Annotated in this window: 11 protein-coding genes, 1 tRNA gene and 1 pseudogene; 5 read left to right on the plus strand and 8 right to left on the minus strand. The window is 42.6% G+C overall.

The window, feature by feature from the left end; all coding sequences use genetic code 11:
• Positions 1 to 81: 81 nt before the first annotated feature.
• On the minus strand, positions 82 to 1,653 hold the full coding sequence (locus tag GTQ43_RS23720) for an alkaline phosphatase D family protein (protein WP_265275174.1): 1,572 nt from the start codon (positions 1,651 to 1,653) through the stop codon (positions 82 to 84).
• Between the two features lie 344 nt (positions 1,654 to 1,997).
• Between GTQ43_RS23720 and GTQ43_RS23725 the strand changes: the two are divergent.
• Positions 1,998 to 3,291, plus strand: a pseudogene (locus GTQ43_RS23725) (RNA-guided endonuclease TnpB family protein).
• A gap of 6 nt (positions 3,292 to 3,297) precedes the next feature.
• Here GTQ43_RS23725 and GTQ43_RS23730 read toward each other — a convergent pair.
• The 5 genes from GTQ43_RS23730 to psbZ form a co-directional block, all read right to left on the minus strand.
• The gene (locus tag GTQ43_RS23730; protein ID WP_265275175.1) at positions 3,298 to 4,563 is read right to left on the minus strand and encodes a glutamate-5-semialdehyde dehydrogenase; all 1,266 of its coding nucleotides are present in this window, start codon (positions 4,561 to 4,563) and stop codon (positions 3,298 to 3,300) included.
• A 4-nt stretch (positions 4,564 to 4,567) separates the two neighbouring features.
• On the minus strand, positions 4,568 to 4,975 hold the full coding sequence (locus GTQ43_RS23735) for a hypothetical protein (protein ID WP_041565838.1): 408 nt from the start codon (positions 4,973 to 4,975) through the stop codon (positions 4,568 to 4,570).
• 675 nt (positions 4,976 to 5,650) lie between these two features.
• Positions 5,651 to 5,722: transfer RNA gene (locus tag GTQ43_RS23740), tRNA-Gly, on the minus strand.
• A 108-nt stretch (positions 5,723 to 5,830) separates the two neighbouring features.
• The gene (gene ribH / locus GTQ43_RS23745; protein WP_265275176.1) at positions 5,831 to 6,412 is read right to left on the minus strand and encodes a 6,7-dimethyl-8-ribityllumazine synthase; all 582 of its coding nucleotides are present in this window, start codon (positions 6,410 to 6,412) and stop codon (positions 5,831 to 5,833) included.
• A 189-nt stretch (positions 6,413 to 6,601) separates the two neighbouring features.
• Complete coding sequence (psbZ, locus tag GTQ43_RS23750; protein ID WP_265275177.1) at positions 6,602 to 6,790, minus strand: photosystem II reaction center protein PsbZ; 189 nt, start codon at positions 6,788 to 6,790, stop codon at positions 6,602 to 6,604.
• 174 nt (positions 6,791 to 6,964) lie between these two features.
• Between psbZ and GTQ43_RS23755 the strand changes: the two genes are divergently transcribed.
• Positions 6,965 to 7,237 carry a hypothetical protein gene (locus GTQ43_RS23755; RefSeq protein WP_265275178.1) on the plus strand — a complete coding sequence of 91 codons (273 nt, stop codon included), beginning with the start codon at positions 6,965 to 6,967 and terminating at the stop codon, positions 7,235 to 7,237.
• Between the two features lie 98 nt (positions 7,238 to 7,335).
• Positions 7,336 to 10,032, plus strand: a complete 2,697-nt coding sequence (locus GTQ43_RS23760) for a CBS domain-containing protein (protein WP_265275179.1) — start codon at positions 7,336 to 7,338, stop codon at positions 10,030 to 10,032.
• Between the two features lie 123 nt (positions 10,033 to 10,155).
• Here the strand turns inward: GTQ43_RS23760 and GTQ43_RS23765 are convergent, their stop codons facing one another.
• On the minus strand, positions 10,156 to 11,820 hold the full coding sequence (locus tag GTQ43_RS23765; RefSeq protein ID WP_265275180.1) for a tetratricopeptide repeat protein: 1,665 nt from the start codon (positions 11,818 to 11,820) through the stop codon (positions 10,156 to 10,158).
• A 371-nt stretch (positions 11,821 to 12,191) separates the two neighbouring features.
• Between GTQ43_RS23765 and GTQ43_RS23770 the strand changes: the two genes are divergently transcribed.
• Complete coding sequence (locus GTQ43_RS23770) at positions 12,192 to 12,374, plus strand: CsbD family protein (protein ID WP_265275181.1); 183 nt, start codon at positions 12,192 to 12,194, stop codon at positions 12,372 to 12,374.
• A gap of 497 nt (positions 12,375 to 12,871) precedes the next feature.
• On the opposite strand, the gene GTQ43_RS23775 is transcribed toward GTQ43_RS23770, so the two are convergent.
• Entirely contained in the window at positions 12,872 to 13,966 is a 1,095-nt protein-coding gene (locus tag GTQ43_RS23775; RefSeq protein WP_265276531.1) for a hybrid sensor histidine kinase/response regulator, read from the minus strand.
• A 292-nt stretch (positions 13,967 to 14,258) separates the two neighbouring features.
• Between GTQ43_RS23775 and GTQ43_RS23780 the strand changes: the two genes are divergently transcribed.
• The gene (locus GTQ43_RS23780; RefSeq protein ID WP_265275182.1) at positions 14,259 to 14,978 is read left to right on the plus strand and encodes a response regulator; all 720 of its coding nucleotides are present in this window, start codon (positions 14,259 to 14,261) and stop codon (positions 14,976 to 14,978) included.
• Positions 14,979 to 15,024 lie beyond the last annotated feature (46 nt).

The following is a 15,024-nucleotide window of genomic DNA, read 5'->3' on the forward strand; positions in this document are numbered from 1 at the left end:
TCATAGTCAAAGTTATATTTCATACCTATATTTAAACCCCCCAAATAGAATCGGGAGGGTTTGATTGATTGTGAGATTTATTTAACTTAGATGCGCTCCTGTTTGTCCGTTTTGGACTACAAAGGAAGCTAGAGTTTTCACAGAGGCATTCAAGTCAACGATGCTTGAGACAACCCGGTAGTCACTTTGCCAGCATTCTGGGGTAAGTTTGCAACGGACGTATCCCCGGTAAGCACCATCAAAGAACTTAGTATGGGGATTATTGGGTAGAGCAGCTTGAACTGGAGCAATAAATGATGTGGGAAAGTCAGAAGTGATTGAGGTTCCGACAAACTCAGTGCCTACCGTTGTTGAGTTGGGGTTATTAAAATCAAGTTTCAGATCGTGTACCCAACTAGAGTGAATGTCTCCGCTAATTACCACTGGATTAGAGGGTTTACGCTGGTCGAGAAAACTTAATAGTCGATTCCGTGCAGCTACGTAGCCATCCCACTGATCCATATTGAATACACCCGGAACTGGACTACTATTAAAATTGTACTGGCCGAACATAACCTGTTGAGCAATTATATTCCAGCGCGATCGCGACTGATCTAAACCTTTTCGTAGCCACTGCTCTTGTTCTGAGCCAGTCATGGTAGCATTTGGATCAAAAGCTCCGGCGCAGCGAGGCTTTAGTCCATCATCACAAGGTTGGTTAGTGCGGTATTGTCTGGTATCTAGGACGTTGAACTCAGCTAAATTACCGAAAGTCAACCGCCGATAAAGTAATGCATCTGGGCCTTTGGGCAGCGAAGACTGACGCAAAGGCATGTGTTCGTAGTAAGCTTGGTATGCACTAGCCCGGCGTTTCTTAAAAACCTCTTGGGTTTGGTTATCTTCGGGGATTAAGTTGGCGTAATTGTTATCAACTTCATGATCGTCCCAAGTCACAATCCAGGGAAAAGCAGCATGAGCAGCTTGGAGACTCTCGTCAGTTCTGTACAGGGCGTAGCGATCGCGGTAATCTGCAAGCGTGATGATTTCTGGACTGTTATGCTGACGTGGCCCGCCAGATTGTGGCCCGTATTCATAAATGTAATCACCTAAATGAATCACGAAGTCGAGATTTTCTTCAGCCAAATGCCGATAAGCCGTATAGTAGCCATTTTGCCAGTCTTGACAAGAGACAAAAGCAAAGTTTAGTTGTCGGATATAGCTATGAAATGCTGGTGCTGTGCGAGTCCGTCCAATGGGACTAACTTCCCTACCCGCTTCAAATTGATACCAGTAGCATCGGTCAGGATCTAGCCCACGCACATCAACGTGGACTGAGTGTGCTAACTCTGGTGTTGCCAGCACTGTTCCTCGACGCACAACCCGTCTCATGTTTTCATCAAGGGCAACTTGCCACCGCACTGGCACATTTACTAATGGCATTCCACCTCCAGAGAGTGGCTTTGGAGCTAGCCGTGTCCAGATAACAACACCATCCGGCAAAGGATCGCCAGAGGCAACACCAAGACTGAAGGGATAACCAGAAAACCTTGAGCTAGCCAATACCGGATGCCATTGGCTAGCGATTGTTAACCCTGTTAAGAATCCTGAACCCAACAAAAAACTCCGCCGTCTGCACCGATTTGCTAAGAGGCGTGTGCCATCTATAAGTTCCATATTCACCTCTACCCAGATGTAAATACAAGGAACATAGCAATCCAGGATCAAGCAGAAATTAAGATTTTGTTAAGTTTAAGATTTGGCATTGGTATTAGTTCTTTATTCTTTCTTCCCCTGCTCCCTCATCTCCCCATTCCCCATTTAACCAATTCGGCGGAATTCCTCGTCCCTCTACAGGGCGGGGATGGATAGCCGGGTGAGGACGAAAGCACCTGCGACTAATATCAACCTGCGGTTGATTAGGGAGTGGGGTGTTTGAGGAGTCACTAATTATTATATTTTAGGACTTTACCACAATACATATTTATGGTAAAGTACAGATGCTAAGGAGGTGATGTTGAGTGTTACACAAGGTTGTACAAGTCCGTTTATATCCGTCAGTTGAGCAGCAAATTCAATTAGCACAAGCTTTTGGTTGCGCTCGTTGGTGGTGGAATTATGCTCTGAATAAGTCAATTGAGACTTATAAGGAAACAGGGAAAGGACTTAGCCGTGCAGCGCTCAACGCACTTCTTCCATCGCTCAAAAAATCTGTTGATACGATTTGGTTAGCTGATTGTTACAGTCAAGTTTTACAGGCTACAACACTAAATCTAACCACAGCGTACAAAAACTTTTTTGAGAGCCGCGCTGGATTTCCTAAATTCAAGTCTAAGTTTGGAAAACAGTCTATCCAGTATCCTCAAAACGTATTGATTGTAGATGGTGATGTCAAGCTCCCTGGTGATATCGGGATAGTCAAAGCCAAAATACACAGGGAGATTGAGGGGAAAATTAAAACTGTTACTGTAAGCAAAACACCTTCTGGCAAATACCTTGCATCTATCCTGACTGAGATTGATGAGCAGACGCTAAAGGGGGTGGAGGAGTTTGTAGTGACTGCGGGCGAAAATCCGGTTATTTCAGAAGGTAAGATATATGGGATTGATCTAGGTTTGAAACACTTTGCTGTCGTCACTGACGGAGTTCATGTTTCCAAATACGATAATCCTAAGCACCTTGCCAAGCATGAAAAAAACCTCAAACGCAAGCAGAAAAAATTAGCGCGTAAGCAAAAAGGGAGTATTTCAAGAAATAGATATAGAAAAGTTGTTGCCAAAGTGTACGAGCGAGTTAGTAACTCAAGGCAAGATTTTCTACATAAACTTAGTTATAAGTTGGTCAGCGATAGCCAAGCTGTCATAGTAGAAAATCTTAATGTATTAGGCATGGTACGCAATCATAAATTGGCAAAGTCAATATCTGATGTTGGATGGGGAACATTCACCAACTTTCTAGCCTATAAGCTAGAGCGCAGAGGTGGAAAGTTGGTTGAGATTGATAGATGGTTCCCCAGTTCCAAACTCTGCTCTAATTGCTTTTATCAACTCAGTGAGTTGTCATTGGATATCCGTGACTGGACTTGTCCTCATTGCAATACTCATCACGATCGTGATGGGAATGCGGCGATAAACATTAGAGCAGAGGGCATCAGAGATGATAAAGGCGGAAGGTATGGCTTCGCCACGCAAGCTATCAGCCGTCTCTGCTGTAGGAGGGGAGGTAAGTCCTAAACTTGGGCGAAAGTCTAAGTTTGGGCATTCCCCCGTGATTACAGAAGCCCCAACTTCAACCGTACTCGGTAAGTTGGGGTAGTTCACTTTAAAACCTGCCATTTCCCTGAACAATGTGCTTAATGGTAGTCAAGGTTTCTAGGCTGATAAACCCTCGCCGATGACCTTTTTGGTTAGACATGCCGAGAAACACTGAATCTCCCCGCGAGGGGTTGCGGGAAAAACGCGGGGAAGTGTTGATGTAGGTAGAGGCGCTGTTAACTCCTAAAGCAAACTGCCGACTTTCCTGGTAAGATTCAGTAACGATAGAGTCGGCATGACCACTACTGTGTTCATTAATCCAGGCGATCGCACTCTCTAAGCTATCCACCAGTTTAAAAGCTACTGTCTTCGTTAAATAAGGATTTCCCCATTCGCTTTCTTTCACCAGTTGTAACTGGGGAAAGGCTTTTACTAGTTCTGCATCCCCTTTAATTTCAAAGCCTTTTTCCATCAAGCTGTTCCACAGAACTGCTAAGGATGATGGCAAGGCTTGACGATGAATGAGTACCTTTTCAATGGCATTAACTCGATCGGGTTCGCTTTGATGGCTATCAAGAATCATCCAGCGCACCATTTCTAAGCTGCTATTCAATGACCAGTAAAGGTAACAGTTACCCATCGCTGACTTTAAGACTGGGCAAGTTGACTGTCGCACTACTTGCTGTATCAAGCTAGTACGTCCGTAGGGAATAACTAGATTTACGTATTGGTCTTGGGTGACTAAATCCCGAATGGAAGCACCATGTTCGGCTGCGATTAGTTCTACACAGCCCGGAGGTAGACCAACCTCTGCGATCGCATTTTGCAATGCCTCAGCGATGGCGGCGTTGGAATGGCTAGCTTCAGTACTGCCTTTGAGAATTATACTATTGCCAGTTTTGATGCAAAAACCCGCTGCGATCGCTCCTAAATCTGGGAACGCTTCATAAATAAATGCAATCACTCCCAAGGGCATTAACTGGGTGTAACTCTGGGAATCTGCCAGTTGATAATCAGCAGTTCTGACGCGCCGCAACGGATCTGATAATTCCCCCAACCGTTGTAAAATGTCTACTGTCATCTCTAGTCTTGTGGGAGTCAGCTTGAGCCAGTCCAATATCAACTCTGGCACTGCCATTTCCCGACTGGCTTCTAAATCCAAGGTGTTGGCTTCTAGAATGTCGTCAAATGAGCGCTCAAGGGCTTGTGCCATTGCTAATACTGCACGACTCCGGTCTGCTCCCTTGGTGATCCCCAACTTTAGGGAAGCTTGATAGGCTCGTTGGGCACTAGTAATTGGTTCGGGGTGGTCATCCAAAACTTCAACAGTCATTGAGTTAACGTCTGTAGGTAAGCCAGACCATTAATGCTGGCAGAATAGCTAATAGCACCGCCACCATTGCCCAAGCAATAATGCTGGAACCATTTGCTAATCGCAGTGCTAATGGCAGCCATATAATCACTAGCACGAAAATAATGCCAAGTGCTATAGGCAGATAGCTTTCTCCTAAGCGGGGATGGACAACATGCCAACTATTTCCCATCCACCGCCAAGCCCGTTTGTAGGGATAGGTGGTAGAAAGCTGTTCTAGGACATGACCATTATCTTCGACAACAAAGATTTGCTGACAGCGATCGCAACCAAATGCTTCTGTCAACGTAATCGGAATTAACTGACCCCGGCGGCGGCAGGGACAGGGGTATTCAGCATTGAAATCTATTTTTTCAGGTTTTTGAGATTGCACAAGCGTTCTAGTAACTTGAGCGTGTTTTACACGAACTACGACAATATAATCTTTTGGTAAATGCTTTAGAGGCTTCTGCTACTAGAGATTGCTCTCTTTATATACATGGACTAGCGATGCAAATATCGCTACGATTGCAAGCAGTAGAAGCAGCCGACTCTAAGTATCCTAATTTCCATATTAGTGCGGAGTTTTCTATTTGTAGTCTTTCTCTGGATCTGATAATCTTATTTAAAATTTCTTTCTACATAAAATTTAGACACTAATTGACGTTTTAATTGGAGCATGGGAGCATTTATTCTTTAACGTCGAGATACGATTTAGCTATCTGTACATAAGTTTCCAGATTTTGAAATACATTTCACACTGAGCGCAGCCAAAGTGTGAAATCTTAGTTAGCAGTGTGCTGAGATTTCTGATATACATAAACCAGCGTTAAGAGATTAAGACCTTTGGATTCCCCCCTACTTAGAACAAGTTTTACTAGATGGGTAAAATCTATCCATGAATACGACAGTTCCACATATCTAAATTACTTTATATTCTACCTATCTATGAAATTCATAAAAATTGGAAGCGATTAACAGGAATACAGCGCGAATCGCCAAAGACTTAAATGCACCCTAAAAATACTAAACCTCTTGAGATTTTTAACTTCAAGAGGTTTTAGTTGGAAGCGGGTAACGCGATTCGAACGCGCGACATTCACCTTGGCAAGGTGACGCTCTACCACTGAGCTATACCCGCAATCAATTGCCATATATCAATATCTCAGATTTATCCCTAATTGTCAACTCCTTTATTTAGTTATGAGTGCCGAGTTTTTTAAATAACTCAGCACTCATAACTCAGCACTCATTTAGGCAGTTCTTCTGACTCCGCCGTTAAATTGCCGATGCTGGCACTTTGCAACGAGGCTGGCAAAGACTGGCTATTGCGAGAATATGGCTCTGCTAGGTTAGAACGCAATTGCCGCATGAGGCTTGCCATTTCTAGGGCATTCAGGGCATAATCCCAACCATGATTACCTTTGATGCCGGCTCGTTCTAAGGCTTGCTGCATAGTGTCTACTGTCAAAATGCCAAAAATTACTGGCACTCCAGTTTGAAAACTAGCGGCGGCAATGCCTTTAGAAACTTCAGCGGATACATAATCAAAATGGGGGGTTTGCCCGCGAATGACTGCACCTAGACAAATTACAGCATCATAACGATGGGAAAGTGCTAGTTGGCGAGCTACTAAAGGTACCTCAAAACTTCCCGGAACCCAAACATAGTCTACCTGATTACCTTGGGGGTTAGGATCTACACCATGACGTTTCAAGCAATCTTGACATCCCTCTAGCAGCTTTCCGGTAACAAGATCGTTGAATCGACCAATCACCACTGCAAACCGCAAAGGCTCCGTTTGGGTAAAAGTTCCCTCGAAAACTGCCATGACTGCCTCTTAATCAACTATAGTTCTGGCCAATATACATTTCTTATTAAAATGTAGAGGAGCAGGAAAGCACGGTTAGAAAAAGGAAATCGGAAAAAATTTCTTCTTTTCTCCTTTGCTCAAAGACCATTGGCTTTTCTGCTCCTCTAGTTCTTATATTATGTGCCTGTGCCAGAGCGAAGCCGTCGTCTACACGACAAAAAAGTTTAACAAACCAACTAAAAATACCAAACCAACCCAGACACCAGAGCCAACCCAGAGCAGTTTTTTAGATTCACCCCAACTTTGGGGAGTTGCGTAAGCAACTGGAACACCCACAACCAGGACAAAGGACAACAGAACTAGACCTATCAAGGCAAATTGGAATATTATGGTCATTTTTGATTCTCCCAATACAGCTAAATACTAAGGATAGAATATCGTGACATACTCCTACACTGATAGCAAGCTTTACAGTGTAGGCTTCTCAACCAATCCGGCTATTACTTAGGAGGCGTTGAGCTTTGTTTTAAGTCCACGGAATGCCCTACCGCAGACTATGAATTTCTTATCATGTACCCTACAAATTTTACTATCCTGGATGAAATGCTGGCTTATTCGCGCTATCGGATAAACCAATCGGTAATTTGTATTAATCAAGATGTGCCGACTTACTTTCATGCTGTGCAACGGAGTCGCTTACCAATAGTCGCTATGCTAATGGACAGAGGCTTACCAGACACCAATGTGGGTGAAGTAAACCACAAGTATTTTACCAGAAAACACTTATTAAATTGGCGAATCGTCGCCTACTCCTTTTCGTCAACGAGTAAGAGTCTTTATTAGTCGGGGGTGGGACTTCTTACCGCCCAAAAATTTATCCTCCGCTGCCCTAATGGTCAGATGTGGGGCAACTTTAAGTTTTAGCTAATGGCTAATGAACTATGGATTTAATTCTTTGCCACACAACAGCAGATTTTGACGCACTCGGAGCGGCAGTAGGGTTAACGCGCCTATTACCGGGAAGCAAGATTGTGCTGACTGGTGGTTCTCACCCTCCTGTGCGGGATTTTTTAGCATTGCATCGGGATGAATATCCGCTAATTGAACGCCGTTCGGTGAATCCTGAAAAAATTCGTTCTCTGACTATAGTGGATACGCAACAGCGCGATCGCTTGGGTAAAGCTGCTGAGTGGTTAGATTTACCCAATTTAAAAGAGATTATAGTTTATGACCATCACTTAGGACAAGAATCAGATATTTCCGCCACGCGATCGCATATTTCTTCTGTAGGAGCGACCACAACTTTAATTGTGGAGCAATTACAACAACAGCAAATTTCCCTGACTCCTGCCGAAGCTACAGTCATGGCTTTGGGTATTCATGTTGACACCGGCTCCTTGACCTTTGACCAATCCACCCCACAGGATGCCTTAGCTTTGGCTTGGTTGATGCAACAAGGTGCAAGTTTATCAGTAATTTCTACCTACCGAGATCCTGGTTTGTCTTTGCAATTGCAGCAACTATTAACTAAGGCACTGGAAAATTTAGAGTATATTTGCTTACGTGGATATACGATTGCCTGGATAACTTTAAAAACAGATGCTTTTGTGCCAGGGCTATCAAGTTTGGCTTCAGAACTCGTAGAATTAACCGAAATTGATGCCATCCTGCTGGCTAATGAGTATCCTTTGAGTGAAAGTGATTCACGCTTAACAGTAATTGGGCGATCGCAAATTCCCAAAACGAATCTTAACCTATTATTTCAACTTCTCGGAGGCGGGGGTCATTCCCAAGCCGCATCACTAAACCTCAGAGGAGTTGATTCACAAGCAATCTTAAAACAACTCCTTGACGGGTTAAAAGCGCAAATTCCCCATCCCCCCACCGCGAGGGATTTGATGTCCTCTCCTGTCCGCACAATTCTGCCTGAAACCACAATTGCCGAAGCACAGCGAATTTTGTTGCGCTATGGAAACTCTGGTTTATCTGTAGTCGATACTCAAGGGCAACTAGTAGGTATTATTTCGCGCCGGGATATTGATATTGCTCTACACCACGGATTTAGCCATGCGCCAGTCAAGGGTTACATGACCACTAATCTGAAAACAATTACACCAGATACAACATTGCCACAAATTGAGTCGCTGATGGTGACTTATGATATCGGACGTTTACCAGTATTGAAAAATGGGGAGTTAGTTGGTATCGTCACCCGTACTGATGTCTTGCGGGAATTACATCAAGAAAGGGATAAAGACAGAGAAGGAAGAGAGACACACAGGGGTAAAAGTAATATTAATCTCCCGCAATTGCAAAATAAACTTGCTCCTCAGTTATGGCAATTGCTCACCATAGCATCGCAAGAAGCAGAAAAACGGGGTTGGCATCTTTATCTTGTCGGGGGTGCGGTGCGGGATTTGCTGTTAGCTGAGGCAGCAGGTAGCTTGATGATTAACGATATTGACCTAGTAGTTGATGGCTTTCACAAATCAGCAGATGTTGGCGCTGGTGTGGAACTAGCAAAAGCACTCCAACAACTTTACCCTGCGGCTCGTTTAGAAATCCACGGGGCTTTTCAAACTGCTGCTTTGTTGTGGCATAAAGACCCAGAATTAGATTCTCTGTGGGTAGATATTGCCACCGCTAGAACAGAGTTTTATCCTTACCCGGCGGCGAATCCAGAGGTTGAGGCGAGTTCGATTCGTCAAGACTTGTATCGTCGGGATTTTACCATGAATGCGATCGCTTTGCGGCTCACCTCTCCCCGCTCTGGTGAATTACTCGATTTCTTTGGCGGTTTACTCGATTTACAAGCTAAACAAATTCGGGTTTTACACGCCAACAGCTTTATCGAAGATCCCACCCGCATTTATCGCGGTGTGCGTTTTGCCGTGCGCTTCAGATTTGAAATTGAACCGCAAACTGAAGAGTTTATCCGCTATGCCATCAACAGTGGCGTTTACGATCGCACTTCCCAACAAAATAGCAGAACTCCAGCCCTACAAACTAGACTGAAAACAGAATTAAAACATATCCTAGAAGCCCCTTACTGGAAATCGGCTTTGCAGCTACTCGATAACTTAGGAGCGTTGCAATGTATCCATCCTACCCTCAAACTAGATGGGTCACTCCTGCGGCAATTACGTTTGTTAGAACGTTGTTTGCGGCGATTTGATGCTGAACAAACCCTCGTTCACTGGCAAATGCGTCTAGAAGCATTAATCGCCTACCTAGCACCTGAATATCGGGTGAAAGTAGCACAAAATTTGCAATTACAAGAGGATAGCATTGTGAGGTTGAAAAACTTAATCCAAAGCTTTAGCCAAGTGATGGAATATTTACCCACTTTGCAACGTCCCAGTCAAGTAGTGCAGTTATTGCGACAGTATGACTTACCAATGCTAATTTTAATTGCTTTGCAAAGTCGGCGAGAGATTAGACATCAAATTTGGAAATATTTAACAGTTTGGGCGAATGTGCAGCCACTGTTGAATGGCAATGATTTAAAGAAACTTGGTTACAAACCAGGGCCACGGTATCGGCAAATATTAGATGATGTATTTGCTGCTACCTTGGATAGAGTGATTAAAGATAGGGCTGAGGCTGAAGAGTTTTTAACCAAGCATTATTCTCAGTAATTTATATTTCAAAGATATGATTTTTATGCAAACATAAACTTGATGCCTTAGAAGAAAGGATAAAACACGATCATTCTTTATGGTTACTTATAAAATCATGACCAACCATTTTTCAAACAACCTTTAAAGGAGTGGCATTACATTACCTTTCCAAGCTGTTTTAAATTCGGCTTCTACAACTTGAGCCGCCTCATATTTGCCCAGTGCTTGCAAACTTACCTGTAAGCCAAATAAAGAACGCCCATTATGAGGATACTTTTTTAGATCGGCACGAAAGACTTTCTCGGCCTCTTGATAGTCGCCTTTAGCTAAAAGCACAGCACCCAAAGATTCCCGCGTGGGAAAGTACCAGTCTGGTGGTTCCACGTAATCAAGGGTATCTTCTACTGCAACTGCTTTTTCAAGCAATTGAATGGCAGATTCATAATCATCCTTTTCTCTAGCAATTTTGGCATCTAGAACTTTTGAGGCGATGTCTAAAATACGACTAGCAGGACTGAATCCAATAGTTGCTTCAGTGGAAATTACCTGTTTAGCAGCCCGTAACGCACGGCTTTCACTTGCTGCATTTTCAAGTTTGTCTGTGGCGTAGGCATGACGCGACTTGTCGCCAGACATTGCCATACCGCGAGCAAAATGCCAAAGTGCTTTGGTAGTAGCCAATTTAGCATCGGGAGCAGGAGTTTTTAAGATGGCATCCCAGTCACTAAAGCGTGTCTGAATTAGCATTTTGCTACCAAGAAATCCCTCAATCATGGGTATATATGGGTTAATAGCAGTAATATTTGCGATTAGTCGATCGGCGGCTTGGAGAGCATCTTCATATTTTCCTGCCATACTACTGGCCACCATGAGGAAATGTATATTGTGGTTGTAGTACATCATAGGGTAAGTGCCCTGGACTTGATATTTGTTGATGTAAATATCATCTTGAGCGATCGCCTTTTTGTTTGCCCGCATTGCCTCTTCATAATCTCCCACACGAAAATAAATATGAGAAGGCATGTGTACCAAATGTCCCGCCGATGGCGCTAGGTTTGGGAGTCGTTTGGCACTCACAAGGGCCCGTTCTGGGGAAGGCGAGGCTTCCACTGCATGGATATAGTAATGATTGGCTCCCGGATGATTCGGGTTACGTTTGAGAACAGATTCCAAAATAGCCACAATTTCTACTGTATTTTCCCTTGGCTTGCCATCTTTAGTCCAGTGCTGCCAAGGATGCAAATCCATCAAGCTTTCAGCATAAAGTGTCGCTGCATCCAAATCATCTGGATAGCGCTTGACTAGAGTTGCCATTGCTTTTGCGTAGTCTACCCCTAATTGATATAAATCTGCATTGGGATCTTGAGAGTAACGTTTTGCTAAGGCTGTAATATAGTCTCGTTCTTGGGTAGATGCTTGGGTAGAAAGTGCTAAGGCTTGTTGTACGGCTTGGTAAGCAGCTAATTCTCGATTGGGATCGATTTCTAAGTTAATATTGGGGCCGAGAGCCAGAGCAATACCCCAATATGCGATCGCCAAATGGGGATCGAGTTTGGCAGCATATTGAAAAGAACGCACCGCCTCATCATGATTGAAAGCATAAATTAAATTTAATCCCTGATTGAAAAACTCTTGCGCTTGGGCATTAGCAGTGGAAACGGGATGCTGAATTGCGCCAAGTCCAGATATTAAAGTGTAGGGCTGTCTTGCTTGAGCATAGATGTAAAGCGGCTTGTCGTCAGACATCGCCGCACTAGGAGCGACTAAAGAGAGTATAAGCACCCAAAGTATAAATAAGTACTTCATCTTTTTCGTAGTATGATAAATGACATTTTTGCCCAAAAATACTAATAAATCTAGTTGTGTATAACATTCTGAGTATTTCTTAACTCCTAATTCAGGCTACGCATCTACATTCTTATCTATCTGAGGTAGTAAATAATTTTATCTCGGAGATAGAACAATAGAATAAATCCTTTCATCTTTTGGATATTACTTAAAGTCTCCAAGATGAATTTAACCTTTAAATAACTATATATAACGGACAAAGATATTTTCAATAACAACATCGTTAGATAGAAGAATTAAAACTTGTCTGAAAGTAATCTATAGATATTGCAATGCTTTCTTAGCAAGCAATACTAATCACTGGCTAACATAACTTAGGAACAAAGTATATGAGTATCGAAGATAGAGCTAAAGCTTTTGCTAAAAACATTGAAGGAAAAGTACAAGAAGTGGTTGGCGAAGTAACTGGCAACCCTAACGATAAAGCTGAAGGTAAAGCTAAACAAGCTGAAGCCCAAGTTCGCCATACTGCTGAAAATATCAAAGATGAAGTAAAGAAGACTTTGGAATAGTCTGAACTGAATTTAGGAAGAAGGTATAGGTGAAATAATTATTTACTTAATCTTCTTCCTTGCTAAAATACTTACTTGAGCTATTTTGAAAATACAGATTTCCAAATATTTTTGCCCTCTTTCACTGATTTCTTAAAAGGTGTGGATTTATAATTAATATTCTATTTACCTATCTTTTAATAGACATCCCGTTAACATCACCGAAACAGTGCTGAGTGCTGAGTAATATTCTGTCCGCCAAATTACTTACGATATGTCATTGCGAGCGCAACGAAGTGGAGCGAAGCAATTACAGAGTCCTGGTGATTGCTTCGTTTCGCTTCTCTACGAGACGCTCCGCGTAGCAAGATCCCCGAAGAGGTACGCTCTACTCGCAATGACAATGTATATTTAATTTTGTCTAACTACAATATATTTTTTGTCTGCCTCCTCCCACGTGTTAGTGTTCACGGATTTTGTCTGTGAACACTATTTTTGATAGTAAAACATTTCTAATTTTAGTTTTCACTAGCTACAGGTAGACGGATAGTAAATGTACTACCCTTCCCTGGTTCAGATGTTACATCGATTGTGCCTTGATGTGCTTCGATAATACAGCGAGATAGATATAGTCCTAAACCACTACCAGAACGTTGGTGTTTACCTTGGCGAAATCGCTCGAATAATATTGTCTGGTCTTGCTTAGAAATTCCCGGCCCCGTATCTTGGATATTAATAGTCACATCTGCTGGAGTCAGATGGCAGTTAATATATACAGAACCATTGTCTGTAAATTTGATAGCATTGCCGATAATATTTGTTAAAACTCGCCGCAGTTCTATGCGATCGCCCATGACGGTGCTTACACTTTCATCTCGATCAATATTTACAGCTAATCCTTTTTCTTCAGCTAAGGGAGTTAATTCTTGAGAAACTTCACTAACTAGTTCTTCAATATTGCATGGAGAGATTTTTAAGGTTTTACAGCCCGCTTCATGCCGATAAACTTCTAGCAAGGTATTTACCATTTCCAGCAGGTCTTGATTACTGCCAATCATGGTATCAATTATTTCTTGCAATTGTGGCGAAACTTCGCAAAACCTCCCTTCCAGCAATAATTTTAAGACGCGGTTGGAGGCTACTAGCGGTATACGTAAATCGTGAGTAAAACGTGAGACAAAATCTGCCCGCAGGTTAGCCATTTGATCTCGTTCATCGATGCTATGCTTAAGGCGCAGGAGCGATCGCACTCGTGCATGTAGTTCATCAGGATCGAATGGTTTACGAATAAAGTCATCTGCACCAGCATCAAGTCCTTCCACAACACTAGACTCATAGTGAGCCGTTAGCAGCAAAATGGGGATAAATGGCAATGCCGGATTCTTTCGGATACGTCGAGTAAATTCATAGCCATCTATTTCTGGCATCATCACATCTAAGAGAATTATGTCTGGTGGCGATTCCTCTACCATATTCAGAGCAATTTTGCTATCTTCCACCAACTTAATCTCATAGTCTTGATCTTCTAGGACTGCTTCTAAGACCAGCAGATTGTCCAAAACATCATCGACAACGAGAATTTTATCTTTTTTGACAGTTTTAGTTAAAGACATGGCTAAATAAAAAAGAAGTGCTTGGCTATCGCTAGCAAATCTAGTCATAGCTTACTTCACCAGCACTGCGATCGTTAAGGATTCAGATTTTCCTTTAAAGTTTCCTAAATTATATTGTGATACCAAAACTCTTGCGTTAGAAAACCTGACAAGATAAGGTTATCTATGTCTAATGGTAGATGAAATTTAGGAAATCATACCAAGAGCATTGCTTTTTGTATAAGATCCCGAATAGAAGAACGAGATTATTTTAATCTGTACTTTAGATAGATAACAGTAAAATTAAGCAACTATGAGTGAAATCAAGATCCTAGTAATTGAAGATCACAACCTGACGAGAATCGGCTTACGGTCTGCCTTACAAACCCAGCCAGATTTTAACATTGTTGGTGAAGCAGCAAATGCAACTGATGGTATTAAGCTTCTGAAAACTCTCAAGCCTGATGTTGCTACTATTGACATCGGTTTGCCCGATATGGATGGGATTGAGCTAACACGTACATTTAGGCAATATCAATCAGAGAATGAAGATTACACAACAAAGCTGCTAATCTTAACGATGCAGAATAGCGAACAGGCAGTTTTAGCAGCATTTGCAGCGGGTGCAGATTCTTATTGCATGAAGGATATCGAAACGGAGAAACTAGTGGAAGCAGTGGAAACGACCTATGCAGGTAGCTCATGGATCGATCCGGCGATCGCAGACCTTGTACTACAACAAATACGTCAAGATTTCTCCGATAGCAGCAAAGGGGCATCTGGAAAAAGAGTCTTGATTGAAGGTATTGACCCAGATACCGAGAAAAGTATCGTCAGCTATCCTTTAACTCACCGAGAGATGGATGTTTTAGAGTTGATTGTCGCTGGATGTGACAATGCAGAAATTGCTAAAAGGCTCTATCTAACTGTAGGTACTGTAAAAACTCATGTTCGAGGTATTCTCAATAAACTTTGTGTTGCTGACCGGACACAGGCTGCTGTCCGGGCTTTGCGGGCTGGATTAGTACCGTAAATATGCTGATTAATAATTGTTTTGCGGTCAAAGCAATTACCTCGGA

It is taken from the genome of Nostoc sp. KVJ3 (assembly GCF_026127265.1).
In the GTDB taxonomy this organism is placed as follows: domain Bacteria; phylum Cyanobacteriota; class Cyanobacteriia; order Cyanobacteriales; family Nostocaceae; genus Nostoc.

What these genes read in the sequence shown, in the direction of transcription:
- GTQ43_RS23720 (WP_265275174.1), bottom strand. Translation starts at nt 1,653, where the DNA reads ATGGAACTTATAGATGGCACACGCCTCTTAGCAAATCGGTGCAGACGG.
- GTQ43_RS23730 (WP_265275175.1), bottom strand. Translation starts at nt 4,563, where the DNA reads ATGACTGTTGAAGTTTTGGATGACCACCCCGAACCAATTACTAGTGCC.
- ribH (WP_265275176.1), bottom strand. Translation starts at nt 6,412, where the DNA reads ATGGCAGTTTTCGAGGGAACTTTTACCCAAACGGAGCCTTTGCGGTTT.
- psbZ (WP_265275177.1), bottom strand. Translation starts at nt 6,790, where the DNA reads ATGACCATAATATTCCAATTTGCCTTGATAGGTCTAGTTCTGTTGTCC.
- GTQ43_RS23755 (WP_265275178.1), top strand. Translation starts at nt 6,965, where the DNA reads ATGTACCCTACAAATTTTACTATCCTGGATGAAATGCTGGCTTATTCG.
- GTQ43_RS23760 (WP_265275179.1), top strand. Translation starts at nt 7,336, where the DNA reads ATGGATTTAATTCTTTGCCACACAACAGCAGATTTTGACGCACTCGGA.
- GTQ43_RS23765 (WP_265275180.1), bottom strand. Translation starts at nt 11,820, where the DNA reads ATGAAGTACTTATTTATACTTTGGGTGCTTATACTCTCTTTAGTCGCT.
- GTQ43_RS23770 (WP_265275181.1), top strand. Translation starts at nt 12,192, where the DNA reads ATGAGTATCGAAGATAGAGCTAAAGCTTTTGCTAAAAACATTGAAGGA.
- GTQ43_RS23775 (WP_265276531.1), bottom strand. Translation starts at nt 13,966, where the DNA reads ATGTCTTTAACTAAAACTGTCAAAAAAGATAAAATTCTCGTTGTCGAT.
- GTQ43_RS23780 (WP_265275182.1), top strand. Translation starts at nt 14,259, where the DNA reads ATGAGTGAAATCAAGATCCTAGTAATTGAAGATCACAACCTGACGAGA.